Annotated in this window: 24 protein-coding genes; 20 read left to right on the top strand and 4 right to left on the bottom strand. The window is 66.8% G+C overall.

Features of this window, described 5'->3' with window-relative positions; all coding sequences use genetic code 11:
• Positions 1–54: 54 nt before the first annotated feature.
• The gene (locus AC1Y2B_RS10435; RefSeq protein ID WP_482253021.1) at positions 55–1,041 is read right to left on the bottom strand and encodes a Gfo/Idh/MocA family protein; all 987 of its coding nucleotides are present in this window, start codon (positions 1,039–1,041) and stop codon (positions 55–57) included.
• A gap of 265 nt (positions 1,042–1,306) precedes the next feature.
• Here AC1Y2B_RS10435 and AC1Y2B_RS10430 point away from each other — a divergent pair, with 265 nt between their 5' ends.
• The 3 genes from AC1Y2B_RS10430 to AC1Y2B_RS10420 all read left to right on the top strand — a co-directional run bounded on the left by AC1Y2B_RS10430 (position 1,307) and on the right by AC1Y2B_RS10420 (position 6,212).
• Positions 1,307–3,094: an IlvD/Edd family dehydratase gene (locus tag AC1Y2B_RS10430; protein ID WP_482253020.1), complete on the top strand. Its 1,788-nt coding sequence runs from the start codon at positions 1,307–1,309 to the stop codon at positions 3,092–3,094.
• A 389-nt stretch (positions 3,095–3,483) separates the two neighbouring features.
• The gene (locus AC1Y2B_RS10425) at positions 3,484–5,814 is read left to right on the top strand and encodes a molybdopterin-dependent oxidoreductase (protein ID WP_482253019.1); all 2,331 of its coding nucleotides are present in this window, start codon (positions 3,484–3,486) and stop codon (positions 5,812–5,814) included.
• A gap of 131 nt (positions 5,815–5,945) precedes the next feature.
• On the top strand, positions 5,946–6,212 hold the full coding sequence (locus tag AC1Y2B_RS10420; RefSeq protein WP_482253018.1) for a hypothetical protein: 267 nt from the start codon (positions 5,946–5,948) through the stop codon (positions 6,210–6,212).
• 689 nt (positions 6,213–6,901) lie between these two features.
• Here AC1Y2B_RS10420 and AC1Y2B_RS10415 read toward each other — a convergent pair.
• The gene (locus tag AC1Y2B_RS10415; protein WP_482253017.1) at positions 6,902–8,068 is read right to left on the bottom strand and encodes a multidrug effflux MFS transporter; all 1,167 of its coding nucleotides are present in this window, start codon (positions 8,066–8,068) and stop codon (positions 6,902–6,904) included.
• Between the two features lies 1 nt (position 8,069).
• A complete protein-coding gene (locus tag AC1Y2B_RS10410) occupies positions 8,070–9,053 on the bottom strand; it encodes an aldo/keto reductase (RefSeq protein ID WP_482253016.1) in 984 nt (327 codons plus the stop codon).
• Positions 9,054–9,159: 106 nt separating this feature from the next.
• On the opposite strand from AC1Y2B_RS10410, the gene AC1Y2B_RS10405 reads away from it, so the two are divergent.
• The 17 genes from AC1Y2B_RS10405 to AC1Y2B_RS10325 all read left to right on the top strand — a co-directional run bounded on the left by AC1Y2B_RS10405 (position 9,160) and on the right by AC1Y2B_RS10325 (position 23,815).
• Positions 9,160–10,074: a LysR family transcriptional regulator gene (locus AC1Y2B_RS10405; protein WP_482253015.1), complete on the top strand. Its 915-nt coding sequence runs from the start codon at positions 9,160–9,162 to the stop codon at positions 10,072–10,074.
• Between the two features lie 351 nt (positions 10,075–10,425).
• Complete coding sequence (locus AC1Y2B_RS10400; RefSeq protein WP_482253014.1) at positions 10,426–12,450, top strand: secretin N-terminal domain-containing protein; 2,025 nt, start codon at positions 10,426–10,428, stop codon at positions 12,448–12,450.
• Complete coding sequence (locus tag AC1Y2B_RS10395; protein WP_482253013.1) at positions 12,447–14,003, top strand: GspE/PulE family protein; 1,557 nt, start codon at positions 12,447–12,449, stop codon at positions 14,001–14,003. Before AC1Y2B_RS10400 ends, AC1Y2B_RS10395 begins: the two co-directional genes overlap by 4 nt.
• Complete coding sequence (locus AC1Y2B_RS10390; protein WP_482253012.1) at positions 13,996–15,084, top strand: type II secretion system F family protein; 1,089 nt, start codon at positions 13,996–13,998, stop codon at positions 15,082–15,084. Before AC1Y2B_RS10395 ends, AC1Y2B_RS10390 begins: the two co-directional genes overlap by 8 nt.
• An 11-nt stretch (positions 15,085–15,095) precedes the next feature.
• The gene (gspG, locus tag AC1Y2B_RS10385) at positions 15,096–15,518 is read left to right on the top strand and encodes a type II secretion system major pseudopilin GspG (protein WP_482253011.1); all 423 of its coding nucleotides are present in this window, start codon (positions 15,096–15,098) and stop codon (positions 15,516–15,518) included.
• Entirely contained in the window at positions 15,484–15,945 is a 462-nt protein-coding gene (locus tag AC1Y2B_RS10380; protein ID WP_482253010.1) for a GspH/FimT family pseudopilin, read from the top strand. Before gspG ends, AC1Y2B_RS10380 begins: the two co-directional genes overlap by 35 nt.
• Positions 15,905–16,252 carry a type IV pilus modification PilV family protein gene (locus AC1Y2B_RS10375; RefSeq protein WP_482253009.1) on the top strand — a complete coding sequence of 116 codons (348 nt, stop codon included), beginning with the start codon at positions 15,905–15,907 and terminating at the stop codon, positions 16,250–16,252. The genes AC1Y2B_RS10380 and AC1Y2B_RS10375 overlap by 41 nt, the downstream gene beginning before the upstream one ends.
• Positions 16,249–16,842: a PulJ/GspJ family protein gene (locus AC1Y2B_RS10370; protein ID WP_482253008.1), complete on the top strand. Its 594-nt coding sequence runs from the start codon at positions 16,249–16,251 to the stop codon at positions 16,840–16,842. Before AC1Y2B_RS10375 ends, AC1Y2B_RS10370 begins: the two co-directional genes overlap by 4 nt.
• Positions 16,842–17,579 (top strand): hypothetical protein, encoded by a 738-nt coding sequence (locus AC1Y2B_RS10365; protein ID WP_482253007.1) that lies wholly within the window; start codon positions 16,842–16,844, stop codon positions 17,577–17,579. Before AC1Y2B_RS10370 ends, AC1Y2B_RS10365 begins: the two co-directional genes overlap by 1 nt.
• Positions 17,576–18,451, top strand: coding sequence for a hypothetical protein (locus tag AC1Y2B_RS10360; protein WP_482253006.1), 876 nt, complete (start codon positions 17,576–17,578; stop codon positions 18,449–18,451). Before AC1Y2B_RS10365 ends, AC1Y2B_RS10360 begins: the two co-directional genes overlap by 4 nt.
• A complete protein-coding gene (gspM, locus tag AC1Y2B_RS10355) occupies positions 18,451–18,948 on the top strand; it encodes a type II secretion system protein GspM (protein WP_482253005.1) in 498 nt (165 codons plus the stop codon). The genes AC1Y2B_RS10360 and gspM overlap by 1 nt, the downstream gene beginning before the upstream one ends.
• Entirely contained in the window at positions 18,945–19,583 is a 639-nt protein-coding gene (locus tag AC1Y2B_RS10350) for a hypothetical protein (RefSeq protein WP_482253004.1), read from the top strand. The genes gspM and AC1Y2B_RS10350 overlap by 4 nt, the downstream gene beginning before the upstream one ends.
• The gene (locus AC1Y2B_RS10345; RefSeq protein WP_482253003.1) at positions 19,580–20,143 is read left to right on the top strand and encodes a prepilin peptidase; all 564 of its coding nucleotides are present in this window, start codon (positions 19,580–19,582) and stop codon (positions 20,141–20,143) included. Before AC1Y2B_RS10350 ends, AC1Y2B_RS10345 begins: the two co-directional genes overlap by 4 nt.
• Positions 20,144–20,321: 178 nt before the next feature.
• Positions 20,322–20,765 (top strand): (2Fe-2S)-binding protein, encoded by a 444-nt coding sequence (locus AC1Y2B_RS10340; RefSeq protein WP_482253002.1) that lies wholly within the window; start codon positions 20,322–20,324, stop codon positions 20,763–20,765.
• An 11-nt stretch (positions 20,766–20,776) separates the two neighbouring features.
• The gene (locus AC1Y2B_RS10335; RefSeq protein ID WP_482253001.1) at positions 20,777–22,966 is read left to right on the top strand and encodes a xanthine dehydrogenase family protein molybdopterin-binding subunit; all 2,190 of its coding nucleotides are present in this window, start codon (positions 20,777–20,779) and stop codon (positions 22,964–22,966) included.
• Between the two features lie 235 nt (positions 22,967–23,201).
• The gene (locus tag AC1Y2B_RS10330) at positions 23,202–23,504 is read left to right on the top strand and encodes a glycine zipper domain-containing protein (RefSeq protein ID WP_482253000.1); all 303 of its coding nucleotides are present in this window, start codon (positions 23,202–23,204) and stop codon (positions 23,502–23,504) included.
• 35 nt (positions 23,505–23,539) lie between these two features.
• Positions 23,540–23,815 carry a hypothetical protein gene (locus AC1Y2B_RS10325; RefSeq protein WP_482252999.1) on the top strand — a complete coding sequence of 92 codons (276 nt, stop codon included), beginning with the start codon at positions 23,540–23,542 and terminating at the stop codon, positions 23,813–23,815.
• Positions 23,816–23,989: 174 nt separating this feature from the next.
• Here AC1Y2B_RS10325 and AC1Y2B_RS10320 read toward each other — a convergent pair whose 3' ends face one another.
• The gene (locus AC1Y2B_RS10320; protein ID WP_482252998.1) at positions 23,990–24,547 is read right to left on the bottom strand and encodes a sigma-70 family RNA polymerase sigma factor; all 558 of its coding nucleotides are present in this window, start codon (positions 24,545–24,547) and stop codon (positions 23,990–23,992) included.
• Between the last annotated feature and the right edge of the window lie 224 nt (positions 24,548–24,771).

Below are 24,771 nucleotides of genomic sequence, written 5' to 3'. Positions count from 1 at the left end.
CGGCCTCAGACGCCTCCCTCCCCGACCGGTCCCGCAGGGCGTGGAGGGGCGCGCCTAATGCTCGCCGGGATAGCGCAGGCCGATCTGACGACGCACCTCGTCCAGCGTCGCCATGATCGCGACGGACTCCGACGGCGGCAGGATCTCTCCGGCCGTCAGACCGGCGACGACCAGTCGCTCCACTTCCTCGGCCTGAAACTGCATGCCGCGCCCCTCGACCGATCCATCGAAGGTCTCGATCACCGCGTTGTCATTGTCATAGACGCGGAAACTGGTCGGCGCATACCAGGTGCGGTCAATCTCGATCCGCCCCATGGTGCCGACGACGCAAGCCCGGTTCGGCCCCGCACTGTTGGAAGACGACAGTGTGGTGGCCATCGCGCCGGAGTCATACATGAAGACCGTGGCCACCTGCGCATCGGCCCCCGTGTCACGAAACGTCGCCAAGGCTCTGATCACAGAAGGTTTTCCCAAGACGTCCCAGGCGAACGAAATCGGATAGATGCCCAGATCCAGCAAGGCCCCGCCGCCAAGTTCCAGCGCGTTGAGGCGGTGCTTGGGGTCATCGGGCAGTTTCTGACGGTGATCTGCGGTGACCGAACGCACCTCGCCGATCGTGCCCGCCGCGATGATGTCGCGCAGGCGTCGCATGTGGGGCAAGAAGCGGGTCCACATGGCTTCCAGCACGACCAGACCCTTGGCCTGAGCCAGTTCCACAAGGTCAGCGGCCTCCGCGGCGTTCAACGTGAAGGCCTTTTCCACCAGAACATGCTTGCCGGCGTGCAGTGCCAGCTTGGCTGCGGCGGCGTGCTGGGGATGCGGGGTTGCGACATAGATGATGTCGACGTTGGGGTCGGCCGCCAGCGCCTCATAGGTGCCGTGGGCGGTGCCGATGCCGAAGTCCTTGGCAAAGCGGTCAGCGCTGGCCTGACTGCGCGAGCCCACCGCCGTCACGGCATGACCGGTCAGCAGCAGATCCTTGACGAACAATTCCGCAATCCAGCCCGTCGCCAGAATGCCCCACCGAAGTTGCTGCGCCATGTGCCATCTCCCCCTGCTTTGGCCCTGCGGCTGCCGTTGGCACGGCACCGGACCCTCTGCGCAAGCTATGCCGCAAGCCCTGCCGGGGACAAGCCTTCGCCAGCAGGATCGCCCCTTGGGCGCGCAGCACAGTCCAGCCCCTTGCCAGCGCCGTCGATGCCGCCCTAAAACGTCAGGACCAGCCGCGATCCCGCCTGACCGATCCTGCCCAAGGCACCCCTGGCCCAAAACGCCCGCCGCGCCCCATTTTGGAAAGACCCCTGCCATGAGCGACCAAAGCCAAAGTCCGCCCCGCCGCCTTCGCTCGCAGGATTGGTTCGACAACCCCGACCGCATCGACATGACCGCGCTGTACCTGGAGCGTTTCATGAACCAGGGCGTGACACCCGAGGAGCTGCGTTCAGGCCGCCCGATCATTGGCATCGCGCAGTCGGGCAGCGATCTGGTGCCCTGCAACCGCCACCTACTGGATCTGGCCAAGCGCATCCGGGACGGCATCCGTGACGCGGGCGGCATCGCCATCGAATTTCCGACCCATCCGCTCTTTGAAAACTGCAAGCGCCCGACGGCGGCCTTGGACCGCAATCTGGCCTATCTGGGGCTGGTCGAAGTGCTGTACGGCTATCCGATCGACGGCGTCGTGCTGACCACCGGCTGCGACAAGTCCACGCCCTCGGCGCTGATGGCCGCATCGACCGTCGATATTCCGGCCATCGTCCTGTCGGGCGGGCCGATGCTGGACGGCTGGCACGAAGGCAAGCTGGCGGGATCCGGCACGGCGATCTGGGCCGCCCGCAAGCGCCACGCGGCGGGCGAGATCGACGATGCGGGATTTCTGGCCGTCGCCATGGAAACTGCCCCGTCGATCGGCCATTGCAACACCATGGGCACCGCCTCGACGATGAACGCGCTGGCGGAAGCTTTGGGCATGTCGCTGACCGGCTGCGGCAACATTCCTGCCGCCTATCGCGAACGGGCGCAGATGGCCTACCGCACGGGCCTGCGCGCCGTGCAACTGGTGCGCGAGGATATCAAACCCTCTGACATCCTGACCCGCGCCGCCTTCCTGAACGCCATCCGCACCAATTCCGCCATCGGTGGATCGACCAACGCCCAGCCCCATCTGGCCGCGATGGCCCTGCACGCGGGGGTGGAGCTTTACCCCGAGGATTGGCAAACTCATGGGTTCGACATCCCGCTTCTGGCCAATGTGCAACCGGCGGGGGCCTATCTTGGCGAACGGTTCCACCGGGCGGGCGGCACGCCTGCCGTGATGTGGGAACTGTTGCAGGCGGGCAAGCTGGACGGCACCTGCCGGACCGTGACAGGCCGCACCATGGCCGAAAACCTTGCAGGCCGCGAGGCCTCTGACCGCGAAGTCATCCTGCCCTACGCCGCGCCGCTGAAGGAAAAGGCAGGGTTCATGGTGCTGAAAGGCAACCTCTTCGACTTTGCGATCATGAAGATGAGCGTGATTTCTGACGATTTCCGGGTGCGCTATCTGCAGGTTCCGGGCCGCGAGAACATCTATGAAGGCCGCTGCGTGGTGTTCGACGGGTCGGACGATTACCACCACCGGATCAACGATCCGGCGACCGGCATTGACGAGGATACCATCCTTGTCATCCGGGGCGCGGGCCCCTTGGGCTGGCCCGGTTCGGCCGAAGTGGTGAACATGCAGCCGCCGGATCACCTGCTCAAGCGCGGCCTGAAAAGCCTGCCAACCTTGGGCGATGGGCGGCAATCGGGCACGTCTGACAGCCCCTCGATCCTGAACGCCTCGCCGGAAAGTGCGGCGGGCGGCGGCTTGTCCTGGTTGCGCACCGGCGACAGGATCCGCATCGACCTGACGACCGGCCGCTGCGACGCGCTGGTGCCCGACGCGGACATTGCCACCCGCCGCGCCGAGGGTCTGCCCCCGGTGCCCCCTGCTGCGACACCCTGGCAGCAGATCTATCGCCAGACGGTCACCCAGCTTTCCGCCGGTGCCACGATCAAGGGGGCCGAGGCGTTCCGCCAGATTGCCACCAAACCGCCGCGCCACAACCATTGACGGCACCCCCGGCGGCGCAGGCTGTCAGCGCGCCGGGCATTCTGGTGACGGTTTGTACCGCCGGCCCGGACCATCGCCCCGGACCGAAGGGCGCGGGCGGGGCAGACAAGCGCCCTGCCGAAACCAAGGCATTCCTGCGCCAAATGCCACGAAGGTTCCGCGCTTTGGGCCGCCAGCAGGCCAAGCCCCGGCAGGGCCCGTCGCGGTGACAATCCCGGTGCCAAACCTGACCCTTGACCGGGATACCATGTTTTGGGGCTGGCCCGTCCGGCGCGAAAGCGGCGGCCGCAGCGGTCTCAAACGAGGCGTGCCAAGCCCCTTGCCCCGCCGTCCCGCGCAAGGCAGGGTGACCGTGGCTTTGCGACATCCCCCTTGTCCGGATCAATCCCATGACCTCGCCCCCGCGTTTTCGTCAGCACAGCAGCCATTGGGGCACCTTCCGCGCGCGTCAAAACCCAACCGGTGGGCTGGACATCACACCCTTCGCCGAGGACCCCGAGCCTTCGGCGCTGTTGGCGAACATTTCGGCCGCGCTGAACCATCCGGCGCGGTTGCGCCGCCCGCTGGTGCGGCGCGGCTGGCTTGCGGATGGACCGGGGCCCGATCCTCGCCGCGGCCGCGATCCTTATGTCGAGATGGACTGGGATCAGGCGCTTGACCTTGCCGCAGCCGAACTGGCCCGGCTGGGGGCTGCGGCAGACCTTCCCGACACGGGCCCTTTGCCGGGTGCCAAGGTGTTTGGCGGCTCTTACGGCTGGGCCTCTGCCGGGCGGTTCCACCACGCGCAAAGCCAGCTGCACCGCTTCCTGAACGCGACCTTCGGCGGCCATGTGTCCAGCGTGGACACCTATTCCTCGGCGGCGGGGGCGGTGATCCTGTCGATGGTTTGGGGCAATCCGCTGAAGCTGACCCGCGATCATCCCTATCTGGAGGAACTGGCAACCGACACCGAACTGCTGCTGACCTTCGGGGGGCTGCCGCTGCGCAACACCGCTGTCAGCCCGGGCGGCAATTCCCGGCACAGCGTCGGGCCGGTGCTGGCCCGCGCCGCCGCGCGCGGCTGCCGCGTCGTCTCGGTCAGCCCGATCGAGGATGACATCCCCGCCTTGCCGGGCCTGACCCGCCTTGCCCCGCGCCCGGGCACCGATGTCGCCCTGATGCTGGGGATGGCCCATCGCCTGCATCAGACAGGCCGCACCTCACGCGCCTATCTGGACCGCTACACCATCGGCTACGACCGTTTTCTGGCCTACCTGACGGGCGAGTGCGACGGGATAGCCAAAACCCCGGATTGGGCCGCCGCGATCTGCGAGGTTCCCGCCGCCGAGATTGCGGCGCTTGCCGATCTGGCCGCCGCCCGGCGCACGCTGATCAACGTGACCTATTCCCTGCAGCGCGCCCAGAATGGCGAACAGCCGGTCTGGATGGCCCTGACCCTCAGCGCCATGCTGGGCCAGGGGGGCCATCGCGGCGCGGGGTTCTGCTATGGTTTGGGCTCCATCGGCAACATCGGCAAGCCTGCACTGTCCGTGCCCCTGCCCACGCTGCCACAACGGCCCAATCGGGTCGGCGATTTCATCCCGGTGGCGCGGATTTCCGAACTGTTGCTGCATCCCGGCCGATCCTATACCTACATGGGGCAGACCCGCACCTATGCCGACATCCGTCTGGTCTACTGGGCCGGCGGCAACCCGTTCCACCACCATCAGGACCTGACCCGCCTGACCGAGGCCTTCGCCAAGCCCGACACGATCATCCTGCATGACAGCGTGGGCACGGCCAGCGCCGCCCATGCCGATATCATCTTCCCCGCCACCGTGACCGCCGAGCGCGAGGATATCGGTGCGGGCGGCAACGATCCCTTCCTTGTCGCCATGGAGCCTTTGGCCCCGCCCCGGGGCGAGGCGCGCGACGACTACGACATCTTTGCCGCACTGGCGCACAGGCTGGGGTGCGGGGCGCGGTTCACCGATGGTCTGGACACCGAGGGCTGGCTGCGGCGGCTGTACGCGCCAACCCAAAAGGCGCTGGCCAACCTTGGGCTGACCGCACCTGACTTTGACGACTTCCGCCAAGGCATGGTTCTGCCCCTGCCCCTGCGCGTCGGCGATGGCGATATCCGGCGCTTTCATCTCGACCCCGACCGTCACCCCTTGGGCACCTCGTCCGGTCGGATCGAGATCTTCTCGGACAGGGTCGCGGCGGCGGGCCTGCCCGGTCATCCGGCGTGGTTGCCCCCGGTGGAGTGGTTGGGCGCGCCGCTGGCCGCGACGCATCCCTTTCAGCTGATCGCCAATCAACCGGCGGGGCGGCTGCACAGCCAGCTGGATTTCGGCGCGACCAGCATGGCCACCAAACACCACGGGCGCGACGTGGCACGCCTGAACCCGGAAGATGCCGCGCGTCTGGGCATTCAACGCGGTGACGTCATCCGCATCTGGAACAATCGGGGCGCCGTTCTGGCCGCGGCGGACCCTTCGCCAGCCCTGCGCCACGGCGTGATCCAGTTGGCGACCGGCGCCTGGTACGCCCCGGTTGATCTGCCGGGCGCAGGCAAGCACTGCGTGAACGGCAACCCCAACAGCCTGACCTCGGACGGCGGCGCCTCGGCCCTCAGTCAGGGCTGCGCGGGGCAACTCTCGCTGGTGTCGGTGGCAAGGCTGGACAGTCCGCCTCCGCCCGTCGTGCCACATGAGGCGATCCTGCCGCGCTGCACCTAGGCCCTCTGACCGGGCCAAAAGCGGCCCCCAACCGGGGGCGTGCCGCGCCGGAGGTTTCCCGGTCAACGCGATACGGCCGAAGTCATACAGGCCCGCCAAGGCACCAGGGCCGGTCGACAAAGCGGGCCTCGGTGACAGATCTGGTGCGGATCGTCACCCTGACACTCGTCCAGCGTCTGGCACAGGCCGTGCGCAGCCGTGGGCCGCAGGGCCACCACCGTCAGGTCGTCACAGAAAACCGCCCGATCCTGCTGACCGCCGCGCGGGTGAAGCCAGGCCCTGCCGCGCTGCACCTGATGCAGTCGCAGCCAACCGTCTGGCGGCCGTCGCAAGACACAGTGCACGGTGGCACCGAAATCCCGCGGCGACCCCGGCCTCAGCGCCGATCCAGGGCTTGACCGGACCCTTGCCGGTGGCCCGCAGCGGGAAACGTCACCCTGCGGCACTATGAAGGACTGATTCAGCACGGTTGCGGCCAGACGCGCAAGGAGCCGAAAAGAAAGGCCGCAGCATCGGGGGGGGTGACCCACGCCACCAAGCATGCACGACGCTGGCGCAGCCTTTCGATGCAGGGTCCGGGCGTGACATCGCGGGTTAACAATATCCTAACAAAATATAAAAACCATTATTATTCAGATAGATACACAGGATTGCACGCGTGCAATCCTCCGATTGTCACACGCCGTCCCAACCGAGCAGGCCCTTGACCTTGCAAAGGTCATGGATGTCCAGCCGGCACCTACGCGATCCATGGCCGATTTCGTCTTGCCGTCGAAGGCCGCGACGTTCAGGCTCGCCGACCCCGCCCACCGGTCGCGCCAGACGGGTGGGCATCGGCGACAGAGCCCCGCGCCCCTCCGGGCCTCGGACGGGGCGGCAAGACCCCATTTGTCGGGCGGCGGTCGAAACAGCACCACCGCAGCATCCAGGCCACCTTGACGGACCAGAACCCGGCATCGGATCTGGCCGCGCATCCGACCTGCCGCCGGACCAAAAGGGACAGCCCAGCGGCAGGTCGCGACGGTGCCACGACGCTCGAATTGGCCACCTATGCGGGGCGAAGGGGCCTTCCCGTGGATGGTCTGGGCTAGTCGCAGGCGACCCATGCACAGATCAGGCTGCCGCAGCCGGAGATGGCGATCACGACACCCATGGGGACAGGTGTGCCATTGGCAAAGGCCCCGACCAGCGCCGCCCCGATCATGCCACTGCCATATTGCACCGCCCCCACGACGGCCGAGGCGCTGCCCGCCGCGCGCTTCACGCTGGCCAGCGCCCCCGCCACGGCATTGGCCGCGATCAACCCGTTCATCGCGGTGAAGGCGAGGTTCACGATCACCAGTCCCACCGCGCCCTGCCAATCCGTCCAGGTCACCAGCGCGAAGGCAAGCCCCGCCAGCGCCGCCCCCGCAGTGCCGATCAGCAGCATCCGTTGGCTGCCGTAAACGGTCACCAGCCGCGCATTGACCATGTTCGCCGCCATCAACCCGACGATGCCCGACCCGAAGACCAGCGCATAGGCCTGCGGCGACAGGCCGTGAAAGGTGATATAGGCAAAAGGAGCCCCGGCGATGCCGGCAAAAACGCCAAGGTAGTAGAACCCCAGTGCCGCCGCTGGCGCCATCAGGCCGCGGTTGCGCAAATGGCTGGCGTAGTCGACGAAGGCCCCCACGATGGCCCCCTTGCTGCGTTTGTCGGGGGCGAGGCTTTCCGGCAGGGCCGCCACGGCCAGCAGGGTCGCGCCGCCAAAGGCCACCAGCACCCAGAAAATCGCCTGCCACGACCACAGCGTCAGAAGCTGCGCGCCGAAGCTGGGGCCGATCAGCGGGGCAACGGCCATCACCGTCATCAACCCTGACATGACCTTGGCCGCCCGGTCCCGCTCGTATAGGTCGCGCACCATCGCGCGGGCCAGGGCGACGCCCGCGCTCGCCCCCAGGGCCTGAACCACGCGCCAGACCAGGATATGCCACGCCGCCGTCGCCACTGCGCATCCGGCCGAGCCCAGAACGAAAACCGCAATCCCCAGCATGATCGGCCCACGCCGCCCGAAGCGGTCGCTGATCGGACCCCAGAGAAGTTGGCCGAAGCCAAAACCGAACAGGTAGGTGGAAACGACAAGCTCCATCTGCCCGGGCGCCGCATGAAGTGCCGCTTGCATGGAGGGCAAAGCGGGCAAGAACAGGTCGGTCGAGATCGAGGCAAAGCCCAAAAGCACGGCCAGCGTGGCCAGGACGCGGAAGTTGGTGGTCATGTCAGCGTCCGGAATAGGCCATGACATCGGAGGGATAGCGGGCACCCTCCACCCGGAAGGCGGCGGAAAGCGCGTCGATGGCGGCGAAATCATCCGGCGACAGGTGCGCCTCGGCGGCGGCGAGGTTTTCCTCCAGCCGGGTCAGGGAGCGGGTGCCGAAGAGGGGCACGATGAAGGGCTTTTTCGCCAGAAGCCAGGCCAGCGCCAGTTGCGCCGGGGTGGCCCCAATTCGCGCGCCGATTTGCCCCAGCCCCTCGATCAGCGCCTGATTGGCCTGACGGGCCTCTGGCGCAAAGCGCGGCGTGCGGCTGCGGATGTCCTTGGCTTCGAACGCTTGGGCACTGTCGATCTTGCCGGTCAGAAAGCCCTTGCCCAAGGGACTGTAGGGGATCAGCCCGATCCCCAGCTTTTCAATCAAAGGCAGGATTTCCGCCTCCGGCTCCCGTGTCCAAAGCGAGTATTCGCTTTGCAGGGCGGTCACCGGTTGCACGGCATGGGCCCGGGCGATAGAGGCGGCCCCCGCCTCGGACAGGCCGAAATGCAGCGCCTTTCCCTCGGCAATCAGGTCGCGGACGGTTCCGGCCACATCCTCCATCGGGACATCGGAATCGACGCGGTGCTGGTAGAGCAGGTCGATGCAATCGACCCGCAAGCGGCGGAGAGAGCCTTCGACAGCGCGGCGGATCTGCGCGGGCTGGCTGTTGACGGTGCCGCGATGCACCCCCGTCACCGGGTCGATGTCCCAGCCGAATTTCGTGGCGATCTTCACCTTGCCGCGCAGGGGAGCCAAAGCCTCGCCCACGATTTCTTCATTGACCCAAGGGCCATAGACCTCGGCAGTGTCGATCAGCGTCACCCCGCGATCCACCGCGCCGCGCAAGGTCGCGATCAGGGCTGCGCGATCGTGCAATTCGCCATAACCCATCGCCCCAAGGGCAAGGCATGAGATTTCAAAACCGTCCGGGCCAAGCTTGCGTGTCTTCATCGGGAAACTCCTTCTGCTGGCCGCCAATATACGGCCGGGGTTTCATATGATAATGCGGTCAATTGAGATAAGCTTGATATCCGTGGCGAATGAATGAGGCGGGCCAATGCGGCGCGAACATCTGGTCGATCTGAAGGTTTTTCTGTCCGTGATCGAAGAGCATGGGTTCACCCAGGCCGCAGCCAGGCTTGGCACCTCGCAATCGGCGGTCAGTCTGGCGGTGCGCCGGCTGGAGGACGCCTTGGGTCTGCGCCTGTTGAACCGCACCACGCGCAAGGTCAGCCCCACCCTCGCCGGCGAGCGTCTTGCCGCAGGCCTTCTGCCCTGCTTTGACGAGATCGACGCCCAGATCGAGGCGCTGTCCTCGTTGCGGGAAAGGCCCTCGGGTCTGTTGCGGATCAACTGTTCGACCCATGCCGCCGAGACAATCCTGTGGCCGCGCATCTCTCGCCTGTTGCCGGAGTATCCCGAGCTTGAGGTTGAACTGATCGTGGAATCCCGCTTTTCCGATATCGTGGCAGACCGCTTCGACGCCGGCGTTCGCTTGGGGGAAAGCGTGGACCGCGACATGATTGCCGTGCGGATCGGTCCGGACATGCGGATGATGGTGGTGGGTGCGCCCAGCTATTTCGCCGGTGCCGGACACCCGACCCATCCCCGCGATCTGGTCAGCCATGCCTGCATCAACCTGCGGCTGGAAACCCGGGGCGACCTTTACGTGTGGGAATTTGCCAAGGACGGCCAACCGCTGAATGTGCGTGTCACAGGACCTTTGACCTTCAACACCCCGGCCCTTTGCCGTGCAGCAGCGGTAGACGGGCACGGGCTGGCGCTTTTGCCAGAGGATCAGACCAATGATCTGGTCGCCGCAGGTCGCCTGATGCGCACACTGGAGGACTGGAGCCCGACCTTCTCCGGCTATCACCTCTATTACCCCAGCCGCCGTCAATCCTCGCCGGCGCTGGCGCTGCTGGTGGATCATCTGCGCTGGAAAGCGGCCAAGCCGGTCGATCCGGCCTGAACCCGCCCGACCCTGCGCCGTGGGATTGGCCCGACCGCAAGGGTCGCAGCCGATCCGGCAAGGGCCATGCAGATCCGCAGCGACTTGGGTTGGGCCGGCATCCACTTTGCAGCGCCGGCTGTCCATTTTCATCTCTGCTTGGGGTTTACAGAGGCGATATCACGGGTTCTACATCTCTGGTTGATTGACCTTGCATCCCTTGACCCGCAGGCCTTGACTGCGCTCTTCGATGCGGGATGGCATGGAACGAGGCGCGACGGGGTCCAACCCGAAGTCCGGATGGAAGCAGGAGCAAGCATGCGATTGGGATGGCCCGGGACAACGGGCAGGACGGCACCTGCAAGGCGCTGGATGGCGGCACTGGCGGGCGCTTTGACGCTTGGCCTGTTGTCAGCCTGCATGGGATCGAGCGGCTCTTCGGGCGGCGGTGACAATCTTCTGGCGGGGGTCGATCTTTCGGCGCAGGGGCCTTCCGCACGCGGCGGCGCGACCCGGGCTGGCAGCGATGCAACCCGCGTGGTCTATTTCGACGACACCGGCACCGAACAACTCGTCCCGCCGGGCATCCAGCCAGCCGGAGAAGGCTATACCGTCAACCTTCAGGGGGTGACGGTGGATGTCGCCGCCAAATCGCTGCTGACAGATATCTTGGGCGCGACCTACACGATCACGCCGGGCACCGATGCCCGGGTGACACTGGCAACCGGCGGACCTGTACCGGCTGACAAGCTTCTGCAGCTGTTCGAAGAGGCGCTGAAAGCCGACGGCCTGATCCTGACAAAGCAGGGGGCGGTGTACCAGATTTCGGCGGCCGGGGACGGAATAACGGCCTCGATGGCGACGCAGGGTTATGGTCTGACGGCACTGCCGCTGCATCATGTCGGTGCCAAGCGGATGCTCGCGCTGCTGGACGGATTTGCCGTGCCGCAGGGCACGATCCGCGCCGCCGACAGCGACGACATGCTGCTGGTCCGCGGCAATTCGGCCGACCGCGCGGCGGTGGCCGATCTGGTCAATTCGCTCGACAGCGGATTGATGGCCAAGCCGAATGCCGGGCTGGCCTTTCTCAAGAATGCCTCGGCGGCGGCGGTGGCCGCAGACCTTGCAGCGCTTGGCGATACCGAACCCGCCGCTTCGGGCTGGAGGGTCCAGGTGCTGGACCAGTCGAACGCGCTTCTTGTCATGGCCCGCAGCGCACCCGACCTGACGGCGGCGATGAAATGGATCCGCAGGCTGGATCAGACTGGCGGGGCCGAGGCAGGTGACGTGCAGGTCTATCAGGTGCAATATGCCAAGGCCTCGGATCTGGCCAAGCTGTTGAACGCCACGCTGGGCGGCGCCACGTCGGCGCCCGCCCCGGCGGCGCCGCAGCAACCGGCGGATGCCACCGGAGAGATGCAAGCCACCGCCGCACTGAATTCGGGCACCGCGGGCGGCGGGACGGACGGGGCGCAGGCTGTGGCCTTGCCACAACCCTCGGGCAACGCGGTCAGCGGGCTGGCGGCGGATCCGGGCGGCGGTGTCGTGCGCTTTACCCCGAACGATGGCGACAACACGCTGATCCTGCGCGCCCCGGCCCCGATCCTGCATCAGGCGCTGACACTACTTGCCTCGCTGGACCGTCCGCCGGTTCAGGTGCTGATCGACGTCATGCTGGTCGAGGTCACGCTGAACGATGCGACCAAGATGGGGGTGCAGGCCTATCTGGAAAGCTCAGCCGGCAATGCCAACGTGTCTACGGGAAGTTCCGCGACGCTTTCCGGCAGCTATCCGGGGTTCAACCTGACGCTGGGGTCGGGCGTCAGCCCCAAAGCGATCATCAGCAACCTGTCGCAGGTGACAAAGGTCAAGGTGATCTCGGCCCCGTCGGTTGTGGCCTTTGAAAACGAACAGGCCGAAATCAAGGTGGTGGAACAGGTGCCGATCGTCACGCAGCAGGTCACCCAGACGACGGCGCCAGATGCACCGACGGTGAACACGGTGGAATATCACGACGCCGGGGTGATTTTGCGCGTGACGCCACAGGTCAGCCAGAACAACCTCGTCAACCTGCAGGTGGATCAAGAGCTTTCCGCCGTGGTGGGCGATACGCCGAATGGCACGACCACCCTGACGCCCACCCTGCGGCAACGTTCCATCACCACACGGGTTGCGGCTTATGACAAGCAGACCATCGTTCTGGGCGGTCTGATCTCGTCCGAGACATCGAAAGCCCGCAACAAGCTGTTCGGCCTGATCCCGAATTTCGCCAACAACAGCGGCGGGCGGACAGAACTGGTGGTCTTCATCACGCCCCATGTGGTGCGCAACCAGCAGGATGCGGCGGCGGCAGGCGCGGAACTGCGCGCCAAGATGCAACTGATGAGCGGGCAATGACCAGCGACGGCGCCGGCCTGGAAGGGGGCGATCCGGTGGCCTTGGCCCGGACGCGGGCAGCGGCGCATGGCTTGCCCCTGATGGCCGAGACCGACTGGCCGGCCGACCTGACCTTGCCCGCCGGGCTGTCACTGCGGTTCTTGCGCGCGGCCGGGATCGTGCCGCTGGGGCTTGACGACGGGATCACGGAACGTGTGGCGCTGGCCGACCCGGGAGATGCGGCGGCCCTGGAAGCCTTGACGGCGGCGCTGGGGCGCAGGCCTGCACTTTACGTGGCCTCGCGCCCGGCCATTCTTGCACGGCTGGACGCGCTGGCCGGGGCCGTCGAGGGTCCCGCCGCCGAAGAGCCCGCCGTGGCCGAAAATCCCGATGACAGCGCCATCGACGCTCCGGTGATTGCCCTGCTGGACCGGCTGCTGGCCCAAGCCGTGGCCGAACGTGCCACCGATCTGCATTTCGAACCCTCCGCCAGCGGGACAGAGGTGCGGGCGCGGGTCGATGGGCTGTTGCGCCCATTGGCCCGGGTGCCGCCGGCGACGGGTCGGGCGCTGGTGGCCCGGATCAAGATCCTCGCCGGGTTGAACATCGCCGAACGTCGCCTGCCGCAGGACGGCCATTTCCGGGCCGTGATCGGTGGCAGCCCGCGCGATTTGCGCTGCGCCACCCTGCCGATGATCGAGGGCGAAGGTGCAGCGCTGCGCATCCTCGCCGACCGTCAAAGCCTGCCCCGCATCGCTGGCCTGGGCCTGACGCCCCGCGACGAGGCCGCCTTGCGCGCTGGCCTGGCGCAAAGCCATGGGCTGATCCTTGTGACCGGACCCACCGGCAGCGGCAAGACCACCACACTGGCCGCCGCAACGACCGAGTTGAACAGCCCCGGGGTCAAGATCATCTCGATCGAGGACCCGGTGGAATACCGCATCGCGGGCATCGCACAGGTGCAGGTCAACCCCGCCATCGGCCTCGACTTTCTGACCGGGTTGCGGGCCTTCATGCGGGCTGACCCCGATATCCTGCTGGTCGGCGAAGTGCGGGACGCCGAGACGGCTGCCGTCACGGTGCAGGCCGCCTTGACCGGCCATCTGGTGCTGACGACGCTGCACACCAATTCCGCCGCCGCCGCCGTGGTGCGATTGACCGAAATGGGGATCGAGCCCTATCTGCTGGCCGCGACCTTGCGCGTCTCGCTGGGCCAAAGACTGGTGCGCCGGCTGTGTCCGCATTGCCGCAAGCTGGACAGCGGCCCCCTGCCCCTCGCCCCCGAGGTGCTGACCGCTGCCGGCTTCGACCCCAGCGTGGTGGTCGAGACCTATGTCCCCGCGGGGTGCGACCAGTGCGGCCAGACGGGCTATTACGGCCGCCGTGCGATCTTCGAGGTGTTGACCCTGTCCGAAACGCTGCGGCGCAAGGTGATCAGCGGCACCGATCCCGCCAGCCTGCACCGCGCCGCCGTGGCCGAGGGCATGACCTCGCTGCTGGCGGATGGATTGCGGCAGGTCATGGCGGGGGTGACCTCGGTCGAAGAGGTTCTGCGGGTGGTGCGCGATGGCTGAAGACGGGACCCGCCTTGGCGCAGCGCTGTTCGGGACAGCCAGACCCCGACCCGCGGATGTGACCCTTTTCACCCAGGAACTCGCCTGGATGGTTGCGGCTGGCGTGCCGGTCGGCCGGGCCATAGACCTGTTGCAGGGCGACGAGGGCAATCCACGCATGGCCCCGGCCCTGCGCGGACTGCGGCAGGATCTGCGTGCCGGAACCGGTCTGGCCGAAGCGATGCGGCGGCAAGAGGGGGTCTTCCCGGAAACCTATCTCAGCCTTGTTGCGCTGGCCGAAACGGCGGGGACCCTTGCCCTTGTCCTGACCCGCCTGCATGAGGGACGGGCGCGCGCGGCCGATTTGCGGCGCAAGGTGGGTTCGGCGATGGTTTATCCCGCCTTTCTGCTGGTCGTGGCCATCGCGGCGGTCGCGCTGATAGCCCTGACCGTGGTGCCGCAGTTGCGGGCCATCCTGCCGCCGCAACCGCTCGCCTCTGGCGGGGATGCCGCGATCCGGCGTCTGATCGCCGCATCGGACTTGATCGCGGCGCATGGGGCAGAGGTCGCAACGGCGCTGGGTCTGGCCGTGCTGGTCAGTGTCTGGCTGTGCAGCCGCCCCGCCGTGCAGCGCGCATTGGCAGAAGCGGCCGCCGCCCTGCCTGCGCTGGGCCCCTTGATCCGGACCGCCCGCCTGGCAGCGCTGACCCGGACGCTGGCCATGCTGACCGAAGCCGGCCTGCCCTTTGCCGAGGCTTTGCGGTTGACCCGCCGTGCCACCAGCTCGCCCGGCCTCGCCCGCAAGCTGGGCGAAATGGAGCAGGAGTTGCGTGCGGGCGGCGACGTCACCCGCCCCCTGCAAGCCGACCGCCGCTTTCCGCCGCTTCTGTCAAGCCTGATCAGGGTCGGACAGGAAACCGGCAACCTTGCGCAAAGCCTTTCGCAGGCGGCGCAGGTCTTCGACGACAAGACGCGGATCGCGCTGGACCGCGCGCTGACGCTGTTGGAACCGCTGATCATCCTTGTCATCTCGACCGGGGTCGGATCGCTTATCTATGTCGTGATCGGGGCGATGATCTCGGTCAACGATTTGTTTTTGTGAAAGGCCAGACGATGCAGGACACAACCGAAGACGGCTTTACACTGGTGGAACTGCTGGTGGTCCTGCTGATCCTAGCGCTGCTGGCGGCTTTGGTCGGGCCAAGGGTGATCGGCTACATGACGGCGTCGAAGGTCAAGACCGCGCAGATCCAGCTGGCCTCCTACAAGACCGCGCTGGAACTGTATCACCTCGACATCGGACGCTATCCCGACAGCGCGGCGGGGCTGGGGGCGCTGACCACTGCGCCCGCCGACGCCAAGGGCTGGTCAGGACCCTATCTGGACAAGGCTCTGGCCCCTGATCCGTGGGGGCATCCTTACGCCTATCAGGCGACGCCAGATGGGGCCGGTTATCGGCTGTCCAGCCTTGGGTCCGATGGTCAGGAAGGAGGCGAGGGTGATGCGGCCGATCTGGTGGCGGGCAACGCGCCATGATGCGAGCCGGGCAGGACAGGATGGGGCCGAGGCCGGGTTCACCCTGGCCGAGATGCTGGTCGTTCTGGTCATCATGGCACTCGCGGCCGGCCTTGTCGTCGGCCACGGCCTGCCGGGAAGCGATGGTTTGCTGCGGGCCAGCCTGGGCGACTGGCTGCGCCAGACGCGCGACCACGCCATGCAATCAGGGCGCCCGCTTGGACTGCGGGTCGGGGACAGCGGTCATGATCTGGTGGCCGACGATGGCAGCAGGCTGGATTTCGGCCCGCAGTGGGCCGTTACCCTTCAGCCTGAAGGGAACTCCCTCCGGTTCGACCCCGACGGAAGCTCGGACGGGGGCGGGGTCACGCTGGCCAGTCCGGACCGCCACCTCATCCTGGCCCGCGTTGCGCCAGAGGTCGGCACCGTCACCACGCCCCTGCCCTGACGAGGCGGGGTTTTCCCTGATCGAGGTTCTGGCCGCGTTGATGATCGCCAGTCTGGCGCTGATCCTGTCGATGCAGCTGCTGGTCCAGTCAGGCCGGGTCGAGGCGCGCATCACGCAGGAAACCGCCGCCCGCGATCTGGCGCGACGGCTTCTGGCAGAGAACAGCCTTGGCGCGGGGCAGACCGGGGATTTGATCTGGCAGGTACAGGTCACGCCTCAGACCCCGGGACTAGCGTTGCGGCAGGTCGAAATCCGGTGGCCGGGTGGGCGCGGCCTCAGCCTCACGCGGCTGGAAGTGCTGCGATGACAGGGCGCGAGGCGGGCTTCACCCTGATCGAGTCGCTGGTGGCACTGGCACTGGGCGCGATGGTGGTGTCGGCGGTGCTGTCGACGCTGCATGTCGCGGCCTCGGGTGCCGACCGTGCCGCCAAGGCCAGCGGCGAGGCCGAGGCCTTCGCCCGCGCCGGGGCCACGCTGTCGGCAGATGCGGACCATGCCATCTGGCTGGACGATGGCTTTGGTCATCCGGTCTTTGTGGGCAGCGCCTTGGCCATAGACCTGCCCGAGGTTCCCCGTCCAACCGCCTCTGACGCCCAGCCGGCGCCCAGTCTGGTGCGCTACCGCATCGACACGGCAACCCTGACCCGCACTTCAGCGGGCGGCCCCCCGGTCACGTTATGGCAGGCAGAGGCGGCAGTGGAATTCCGCTTTCTGGACGACGCCGGACATTGGCAGCGCGATTGGACGGCAAAGGACCGTCTGCCGCGTGCCTTTGCCGTCACCGACGCCCGAGCCGAAGTGCCGGAACTGGTCGCGGCCCTGCCCGATCTTCTTCCCGCCGCCTGTGCCCTTGGCCCCGGAGGATCCTGCCCCCTGTCCGCCGAGGAATTTCCCTGATGCCGCGCGAAGAAGGGGCCGTTCTTTTGATGGTGCTGATCGGTCTGGCCATTCTGGCCGCCTTGACCGGGGTGGCCCTTCGGCTGGGGCAATCGGGTCTGCAGGGGCTGTCCGCCGAAAATGCCGTCTTCAACCGCAGCCTGACCGAGGACTCCGCCCTTGCCGCGATCTCGGACCGTCTGGGGCGCAAGGATCTGCCCGAGGATGGCACGCCCATGTTCCTGACGATTGCCGGCGGCAGGGTCGAGGCCCGCGTCCATGCGGCGGCGGGGATGGTCAACCCGGCCCATGCCCGGCCCCAGGTTCTGGAAACACTGCTTCAGCTGCGCGGCGCTGACCCGGACGAGGCCTTGCATCTGACGCGCGCCATACTTGCCGTCCGCAGCACTCAGCCGCCGGGGGCGCTGGCCGGCCCGTGGGAATTCGCCCCGCTGTTTCAGGGCGATCCCGCACTTTGGCGCCGCATCGCCCCGGACCTGACCTTTCTGGGCAACGGCAGCATGGTGTCGCCCGACCTCGCGCCCCCCGACCTGCGCCCGGGACTTGCGGCCGTGGTTGCGGCGGGCGTGGATCTGACAGCGTCCCCGCCGCAGCCCGGGCTTTTCGAAATCGACATCAGGCCGCTGCCGGCTCCGGGCGAAACGCCTTTGCCATTCGTGCGCTTTTCCGTCCTGCGCGACCGTCTGGGCCGGATGCATCAGCTCTTGCGGTCCTGGCCGATGGAGATGCCGCAATGACGCTGACCCCTGATGTCTTGTCGCCCTTCGCAGCCTTGGCCGAGGCGCTGGAGGATGTTTTGCCGCCGCGTTTGCGCGGGATGACCGAAGTCGGGCCGCTGACCAACCCGTCGAGCCTGCCCGACCGGGGTCGCCTGATCCTGCGGATGGATCCTGACGCCGCGCTGTGGCGTGAGATTGACCGGCCCGAGGCCACCCCTGATCGGCGCGAAGCCGCCATCACTGCCCGGTTGGAGACCGTCTCTCCTTGGGCGCCGGGTGCTTTCCTTTGGGCCGAGGTACCCGGTCCGGCCGAACGGCGCTTGCGGCTGGCCCTGATCGCGGCAGCGCCGGTGCGCGCGCTGGCCGATGCGGCCGAGGCGCGGGGTGGGCGGCTTTGCGAAGTCAGGATCGGGGCGGCCCGTCTGCGGCTGGACGGATCCACCCGCAGACGGCGGTTGCGGTTTGGGGCGGCCCTATGGCTTTTCCTGATGGTTCTGGGCGCGGGGTTGGCCGGGGCCAGCCTTTGGCTGCAGACCGATGCCGAGGCGCGGGCCGCGCAAAGCCTGACACGGCTGGATCGGCTGTCGCAGGATCGCGCCCTGCAGTCTGACCGCGCCAGCGCCATCGCCGGCCACTTGACCGACGCCCGCCTTGTGCCGGAACTGGACGGCCTGGCCGGCAACCTTCCCCTGAACAGCTACCTTCTGACCCTTCGCCTGAAGCCTGATGGCTTCCAGATTGCCGGACAAAGCACGCAGCCCGATGCCATCGTTCCTGCCCTGCAGGCCGGAGGGTTCCAGGCCGTGGATTTCGCCGGGGCCTCGGCGCTTGATCCCGCAACCGGGCTATATTCCTTCACCATCACCGGGCAGGCCGGAGGTGCAAAGTGATGCGCTTGCCGGTTCGCGCCATCCTTGTCGTGATCGTGGCTCCGCTGGTGGTGCTTGTCCTGGGATTTGATCTGCTTTGGCAGGCCGGGCAGGCGATGGACCGGGCCCGCGCGCTGCAAGATCGGCTGGCCCGCGCGGTCAACGCGCCTTTCGCGGCAGGGCAAAGCGATGCACCCCAGTTGATCCCGGGCACGACCGAAGGCGGAACTGCCGCCGCGTTTCAGGCGCAGGTGCGCAGTCTGGCGGATCAGGGCGGGACCGAGGTCTTGCAGGTGCAATCCGCGCCGCCAGTGGCCGAGCCGCCCCTGTCGCATCTTCTGGTCACCGTCCACCTGCGCGGGACCGAGCCGCAGATTGCCGCGACCCTGCGGGCCATCGAAACCGCGCAACCGCTGATCCGGGTGGATCAGTTGGATTTGCAAGGCGAAGGGCAGGAAAACGGACCTCTGTCGGCGACCCTGTCGCTGTCGGCCTGGGCGGCAGAGGTCAGTCCATGACGCGGATGCATGTGATGCTGACCCTGGCGGCGGTCTTGCTGGCGGCCTTGATCTGGCAGAACGGGTCCGGCGGCGGACCCGCGCCCGTGGCCCGGCAGGCTGCTTCGACCGCGGCCCTTTCCGTCGGCAAACCCGCACCTGAGGTGGTGCTTTCAGCCCTTGCAGCGCATCCCTTGTTTTCGCCCTCGCGCCTGCCACCGCCCGAACCGGAAGCGGTGCCCGCCGCCGTGTCGGTTCCCCCTGCCCTGCCACCTGCGCCCCCGTCCGCCGCCGCGACGCCCGTGCTTCAAGGGCTGGTCCTGACCCCTGAGCCCGGTGCCGCCTATCTTGGCGAAGGGCGGGACGGCCCCTCGCATTTTCTGCGACCCGGTCAGTCCGCGCTGGGGCTGACACTGGAGAAGGTTGAGCCGGGCCGCGCGATTTTCCAAAGCGCGGCGGGAGAAGTGGCGCTGCTGCTGGTTCCGGCGGCAACCTCGCTCCCCGAGGCCGCGGCGACGCCCCCCCCCGACGGTCCTGCAGCACCACAAGGCCCGGATGACCCGAATGGAGCCGCCCCTGCCGATCCGGCCGTGTTGTCGCCAGATGCCTTTGCGCCGGTGACCGATCCGCCCGCTGGCGCGGCGCCCGCCCCATGACGCCTTTGCACCAGATTCTAGCCTGGCTGGAGGCCCGAGACCGCCGCGACATGGCGCTGGCGTCCGTCGGGATGGCCTTGGGCGGCTGGGTGCGATTCGGAGGCGACGCGGTCTTGCCCTTTGCCTGCCTTGGCGCCTTGGGCCTGGCCATCTTTCGCCTCGACACGCGGTACAAACTGATCCCGGACCTGCTCAACATCGGCGTGGCGGTGGCGGGAGGTGGCTGGCTGGCTCTGTCCCCCTCCGCAGCCTTGCCGCGCCTGATCTGCGCCACCGGCCTGCTCCTTGCGCTGGAGGGTTCGCGGATCCTTGCGGGCCGTTTGACAGGCCGCAAGCTTTTCGGTGGCGGCGATGTCAAGCTGATTGCGGCGGCGGCCTTGTGGATGGACCCGATCCAGATGCCCACTTACCTGTTCGCCGCCGCGCTGAGCGGTCTGGTCGAGTCGCTTCTGATCGGTCCCATGCGCGCAAGACCGGTGCCGCGCGCCCTGCCCTTCGGGCGCCATCTGGTTCCCTGGCTGTGCCTCTTCGCACTTTCTTTTCCAAGCTTGCACCTTTGAAAGAGAAATCGGCCGCACGGCCTGATCCTTGCATAAACCGGTTGAATAGACCGGCTGTTTAAACCGGCAGGCAAGTGTCTTTCGCCTATTTTGTGACACGATCACATGGCTTGCTGTCTGCACGGCCCGCACTTCGCTGGCCCCCCCCTTTTCGCTCCCTTTCACAGGATGACCTCCGATGCCAACTTACACTTTGAATGTGAACGGCCAAAGCCACACCGTGGCGGCCGCCAGCAGCGACATGCCGCTCCTTTGGGTCTTGCGGGATCTGATCGGACTGACGGGCACGAAATACGGCTGCGGCATCGAGGTCTGCGGGGCCTGCACGGTGCTGGTGAACGGTCACCCCGAGAAGTCTTGTGACATGTCAGTGGCCGAGGCCGTCGGGCGCAAGATCACCACCGTTGAAGGGCTTTCCGCCGATCCCGAAGGCCAGAAGGTGCAGGCGGCCTGGATCGCGCATCAGGTTCCGCAATGCGGGTTCTGTCAGTCGGGGATGCTGGTGGCTGCAACCGGCGCGCTGAAGGCCGGACAACATGGCCAAAATATCGCCAACGAAATCGGCCACATCAGCGTCTGCGGCACCTCTGGCCGTATCGCCGAAGCCTGCAAGACCCTGTGAGGAGTCGCATCATGAAGGATTTCCGCAACGCCACAGTGCCGACCGATGGTCCGGAGCCTGAAACCGAAGGCCTGTCGCGGCGGGGGTTCCTGACCCTGACCGCGGCAGGGCTGTTCATTCCGATGGCCTTCGGGTTCACCGACCGCGCCAGCGCCGCCGCTGTCGCCGGACCAAAGATGGTTGGGGCCTATGTAAAGGTCTCGCCGGCCAATGTGGTCACGGTGGTCATAGGCTCGACCGAGATGGGTCAGGGGATCATGACCGGATTGGCCCAGATCGTGGCCTCTGAACTCGATCTGGCCTGGTCACAGGTGCGCGGCGAACATGCCCTGGCCTCGGCCCTTTGGCCCAACCCTTACGGCAACCCGATCTTCGGCGCGCAGGTCACCGGGGGGTCGACTTCGACGCGCGGATGGTACGGGCCAATGCGCACCGCCGCAGCCGTGGTTCGAGAGATCTTCCTGACGGCAGCGGCGCAGAAATTTGGCGGGACGTGGACGCTGGGGACCGGGGGTGTCGTAACCAAGGGGGCCAGCAGCCAGACCTTCGCCAGCCTTCTGGACGTTGCCGCCACGATCACCCCGCCGACCACCGCGACCCCGAACAATTCGTTGAAATTCGTCGGCAAGACCATGCAGCGGCTGGATATTCCGGCCAAGGTGGACGGTTCGGCCACCTTCGGTCTGGACGTGCGTGTGCCGGGAATGCTGCATGCCTCGGTGGCGCATCCCAAGGTCTTCGGCGCCACGGTCAAGACAATGCCGTCGGCACCAGCCGGAACGACGCTGGTCAATCTGGGCGACGCGGTGGGGGTGATCGCTTCTGACACCTGGACGGCCATTCAGGCGGCGCGGTCAGTCGCTGGACGGGTCGTCTGGAACCTGCCGGCGTCGACCGCCGGGATGGACAGCGCCGCACTTGACACTCTGGCCCATCAGCTCGTGACCTCGACTTCGGTGACGCCCTTTGTTGGTGATACGGCTGGAACACCGAACCCTTCCGCTGGATCGACGAAGATCGACGCGACCTATTCCCTGCCGTTCCTCGCCCATGCCGCGATGGAGGTTTTAAACTGCACCGCCTCTGTCACCGCCAATTCCTGCGAGATCTGGGCGCCGACTCAGGGCCAGCAATTCGTGCTTCCGGTGGCCGCAGCCCTGACCGGCCTGGGCACCGACAAGATCACGATCCACACCACATTCCTCGGCGGCGGTTTCGGGCGCAAGATCGAGACGGACTATGTGGCCCATGCCATCTTGTGCAGCAAGGCGGTGGGCAAACCTGTCAAGGTCACATGGTCGCGGGAATCCGACTTCAGCCACGACATGTACCGGCCCAAGGCGCTAATGCGCGTCCGCGCCGCCACCGACGCGGGCGGCAAGATCAGCCAGTTCGTCTATCGCAACGTTTCGGCGTCGATCAACCTGCAGCGCGGCTACACCAATTCCGCCAACCCCGAGGACACGGGTGCGCTGTCAGGCGCCCTTGACCTGCCCTATGCCATCCCGAACCGCCGGGTTGAATTCGTGGCCCTGCAACCCTGTGACGTCCCACTTGGCTATTGGCGGTCGGTGGGCGAGGGGTACAATACCTTCGCCGTCGAAAGTGCTGTCGACGAATTGGCGGCAGCGGCGGGTCAGGACCCTCTGGCCTTCCGCAAGGCGGCGGTTGCGGGTGCCACCGGCGATCCGCGCGCGCTGGGGGTACTCAAGGCTGTTGGCACCTTGTCGCAATGGTCAACGGCGCCTGTGGCCGGCCACGCGCGCGGGGTGGCGCTGCTCAAAGGGTTCGGCAGTTACATCGCCGTCGTGGCAGAAGTGACCAAGTCCGCCGCAGGAGAGATCAAACCCGTTCATGTCTTTGCGGCAATCGACTGTGGCGTGGTGATCAATCCCGGTCAGGTCCAGTTCCAGATGCAGGGCGGCATCCTGCATGGGCTGAGCGCTGCGATGTGGCATGAGCAGACCTTTGTCGCCGGCGTGCCTCAGGTGCGCAACTTCAACCGCTATCCGGTGGTGCGGATGGGCTCTGCGCCGGGCGTGACGGTGCAGGTGATCTCGTCCACCGCGGATCCGGGCGGCGTCGGGGAAACGGGGGTGCCTTGCGTGGCGCCTGCTGTTGCGAACGCCTGGGCCAAGCTGACGGGCACGCGGCTGCGCACCCTGCCCTTCTATCCCGGACGCACGATGGGCGACGGCTGATCACAGTGGTATGACAGGACCGGCAAGGGTTGAAGATCGTGACACCATGCTCCTTGACGCGAAAGACAAGCGACGCCCCCCGGGCAAGACCGGGGGCGTCGATCGTGATCGGTGCGACGACCCGCAGGGCTTCGATTGGCGTCCTGATCTGAGTTAGGGCGGGCCGTCAGATCCCGGGCCAAGACTGGCAAGGTCGGGGTGACATGCTCACCCCATTTCAAACCAAGGAGCCATCATGGCACGCGATCCCAATGCCCCCGCTCTGGCGGCAGATCTTGACACGCTGATGTCGCAGCTGACCGCACTGAAGGACGAAATGGCCCGGCTGGCCAGCCAGATCGGCACCTCGGCCACACAGAACGGCAAGGCGTTGTCGGACACCGTCAGCTCCGGTCTGCAGGATGCAAAACGCTATGCCGATCACAAGGCACATGATGCGGATGCCCGCATCGAGCACGCTGTGGCGGCCAATCCCTACGTTGCGCTTGGGCTGGCGGCGGGTCTGGGCCTTCTGCTTGGCGCTCTGACCCGGCGCTAAGGCATGACGGGTGTATCAACGGGACGGAGCGTGACATGAACCGCGCAATCGCCCTGGGCCTTGCCGGGTTGGGCCTGTTGTCCGGCGTGGTCCTTCTTCTGGCCGGGTTCTGCACAGGCCTGACGCCTTGGGTCGGGCGGGCCTTGGCTCTGGCCTTGACCGGGATGGTGCTGGTGATCCCCAGCCTTCTGCTTCTGGCTTGGCCCAAACGCCGTGTCCCAGCCGAACCAGCCCGGCAGGACCCTCTTTTGAACCTCGTCTTTGACCTGAGCTTTGCGGCGGGGCGAAGTCTTCGGCGGCGCCGGACGTGACCAAAGGCGAAAGCCCGATCCGGGAAGGATCGGGCTTTTCTGTTTGCCCTTGCCGGTACTGGACCAGACCGAAGTGGACACCATCGCCCAAACTGCCAGACCATTGCACCCGGCCAAGCCTGAGGGCCATCCTTTCGCCAACGGGCCGCTTCGTGGCACGGGCATCGGTCGGCATCAGAACATCCCGGCACGCTCCACATGGCTGGCAGCAGCCTGGATCACGACTGAAGCCGTGTTGCGGTCCTGATCGGGCAAGGGGTTGTCGCCAAGCATGGCGCGCGCCCGGCTGACACGGCTTTTCACAGTGCCAAGCGCCAATGACGTCACCTGCGCCGCCTCTTCATAAGAAAACCCCAAGGCGCCGACGAGCGTCAGAACCTCGCGGTGTTCGGGCGACAGACGCACAAATTTCTTCAGGAATTCCTGCATGGCAAGGGCGCCGTCATGGTCCGGGGCCACGGCCAGGCGGGCGACGAAAGCCCCTTCGGGATCGGCCACCTCACGGCGCCGTTTGCGAAGATCGGAATAGAAGCCATTGCGCAGAATGGTGAAAAGCCAGCTGCGCAGCTGCGTGCCGGGGGTGAAGGAACTGAAGTGGCCCCAAGCGCGTTCCATCGTATCCTGCACCAGGTCATCGGCCTGGTCGGGGCTGCGGCACAGGCTGAGCGCGAAGGCGCGCAGGGCCGGTACATGCAACAGGATGTCATCTCGGGCGGTTCTGGATTGGGTCATCAAGGGATCCTTTCTGGCGCCATGCATCCAGAGCGATGCAAAGCCGCAGCGGCACGGGCTTGGCCGGAACCGGGGACTGGGCCCGTCACAGGGTCTTGTCCGGGGTCCGACATGTCGGTGCGCGCTGCTGGTGCAGGGGTGGGCTCCAGTCCATCACTGGTTCCGCGCTGCGGGGACCGTGATGACCAGGAACATCCGCCAAAGGGATTTGACCCCTTAAGTCT

Source organism: Stagnihabitans sp. (assembly GCF_964946895.1).
The sequence above is the reverse complement of the archived record's forward strand: the minus strand, read 5'-3'. Positions and strand labels throughout refer to the sequence as shown.

Excerpts from the sequence above, each read along its gene's own strand:
- AC1Y2B_RS10340 (WP_482253002.1), top strand. The coding sequence starts at position 20,322 with ATGCCAACTTACACTTTGAATGTGAACGGCCAAAGCCACACCGTGGCG.
- AC1Y2B_RS10400 (WP_482253014.1), top strand. The coding sequence starts at position 10,426 with ATGGCGGCACTGGCGGGCGCTTTGACGCTTGGCCTGTTGTCAGCCTGC.
- AC1Y2B_RS10395 (WP_482253013.1), top strand. The coding sequence starts at position 12,447 with ATGACCAGCGACGGCGCCGGCCTGGAAGGGGGCGATCCGGTGGCCTTG.
- AC1Y2B_RS10360 (WP_482253006.1), top strand. The coding sequence starts at position 17,576 with ATGACGCTGACCCCTGATGTCTTGTCGCCCTTCGCAGCCTTGGCCGAG.
- AC1Y2B_RS10430 (WP_482253020.1), top strand. The coding sequence starts at position 1,307 with ATGAGCGACCAAAGCCAAAGTCCGCCCCGCCGCCTTCGCTCGCAGGAT.
- AC1Y2B_RS10350 (WP_482253004.1), top strand. The coding sequence starts at position 18,945 with ATGACGCGGATGCATGTGATGCTGACCCTGGCGGCGGTCTTGCTGGCG.
- AC1Y2B_RS10405 (WP_482253015.1), top strand. The coding sequence starts at position 9,160 with ATGCGGCGCGAACATCTGGTCGATCTGAAGGTTTTTCTGTCCGTGATC.
- AC1Y2B_RS10415 (WP_482253017.1), bottom strand. The coding sequence starts at position 8,068 with ATGACCACCAACTTCCGCGTCCTGGCCACGCTGGCCGTGCTTTTGGGC.
- AC1Y2B_RS10335 (WP_482253001.1), top strand. The coding sequence starts at position 20,777 with ATGAAGGATTTCCGCAACGCCACAGTGCCGACCGATGGTCCGGAGCCT.
- gspM (WP_482253005.1), top strand. The coding sequence starts at position 18,451 with ATGCGCTTGCCGGTTCGCGCCATCCTTGTCGTGATCGTGGCTCCGCTG.
- AC1Y2B_RS10330 (WP_482253000.1), top strand. The coding sequence starts at position 23,202 with ATGGCACGCGATCCCAATGCCCCCGCTCTGGCGGCAGATCTTGACACG.
- AC1Y2B_RS10390 (WP_482253012.1), top strand. The coding sequence starts at position 13,996 with ATGGCTGAAGACGGGACCCGCCTTGGCGCAGCGCTGTTCGGGACAGCC.
- AC1Y2B_RS10345 (WP_482253003.1), top strand. The coding sequence starts at position 19,580 with ATGACGCCTTTGCACCAGATTCTAGCCTGGCTGGAGGCCCGAGACCGC.
- AC1Y2B_RS10325 (WP_482252999.1), top strand. The coding sequence starts at position 23,540 with ATGAACCGCGCAATCGCCCTGGGCCTTGCCGGGTTGGGCCTGTTGTCC.
- AC1Y2B_RS10370 (WP_482253008.1), top strand. The coding sequence starts at position 16,249 with ATGACAGGGCGCGAGGCGGGCTTCACCCTGATCGAGTCGCTGGTGGCA.
- gspG (WP_482253011.1), top strand. The coding sequence starts at position 15,096 with ATGCAGGACACAACCGAAGACGGCTTTACACTGGTGGAACTGCTGGTG.
- AC1Y2B_RS10380 (WP_482253010.1), top strand. The coding sequence starts at position 15,484 with ATGCGGCCGATCTGGTGGCGGGCAACGCGCCATGATGCGAGCCGGGCA.
- AC1Y2B_RS10320 (WP_482252998.1), bottom strand. The coding sequence starts at position 24,547 with ATGACCCAATCCAGAACCGCCCGAGATGACATCCTGTTGCATGTACCG.
- AC1Y2B_RS10365 (WP_482253007.1), top strand. The coding sequence starts at position 16,842 with ATGCCGCGCGAAGAAGGGGCCGTTCTTTTGATGGTGCTGATCGGTCTG.
- AC1Y2B_RS10410 (WP_482253016.1), bottom strand. The coding sequence starts at position 9,053 with ATGAAGACACGCAAGCTTGGCCCGGACGGTTTTGAAATCTCATGCCTT.
- AC1Y2B_RS10435 (WP_482253021.1), bottom strand. The coding sequence starts at position 1,041 with ATGGCGCAGCAACTTCGGTGGGGCATTCTGGCGACGGGCTGGATTGCG.
- AC1Y2B_RS10425 (WP_482253019.1), top strand. The coding sequence starts at position 3,484 with ATGACCTCGCCCCCGCGTTTTCGTCAGCACAGCAGCCATTGGGGCACC.